The sequence below is a fragment of the Paenibacillus polysaccharolyticus genome (genome assembly GCF_023714295.1).
Classification (GTDB): Bacteria; Bacillota; Bacilli; order Paenibacillales; family Paenibacillaceae; genus Paenibacillus; species Paenibacillus polysaccharolyticus_A.
Window position 1 is genome coordinate 1 of sequence record NZ_JAMAUN010000070.1, and the last position, 258, is coordinate 258.

Genomic DNA, 258 nt, shown 5'->3' on the forward strand with positions numbered 1-258 from the left:
CAAAAAGTCAGAGCCCGTTTTAGGGGTGATGGCGTGCCTTTTGTAGAATGAACCGGCGAGTTACGTTCCCGTGCAAGGTTAAGGTGAAGAGCCGGAGCCGCAGCGAAAGCGAGTCTGAATAGGGCGACTATAGTACGTGGACGTAGACCCGAAACCGGGTGATCTACCCCTGTCCAGGGTGAAGGTGCGGTAACACGCACTGGAGGCCCGAACCCACGCATGTTGAAAAATGCGGGGATGAGGTGGGGGTAGCGGAGA

1 rRNA gene is annotated in these 258 nt (G+C 56.6%); it reads left to right on the top strand.

Annotated features, from left to right (window positions below):
- Positions 1-258, top strand: a 23S ribosomal RNA gene (locus tag M3629_RS28260); the annotation flags it as partial.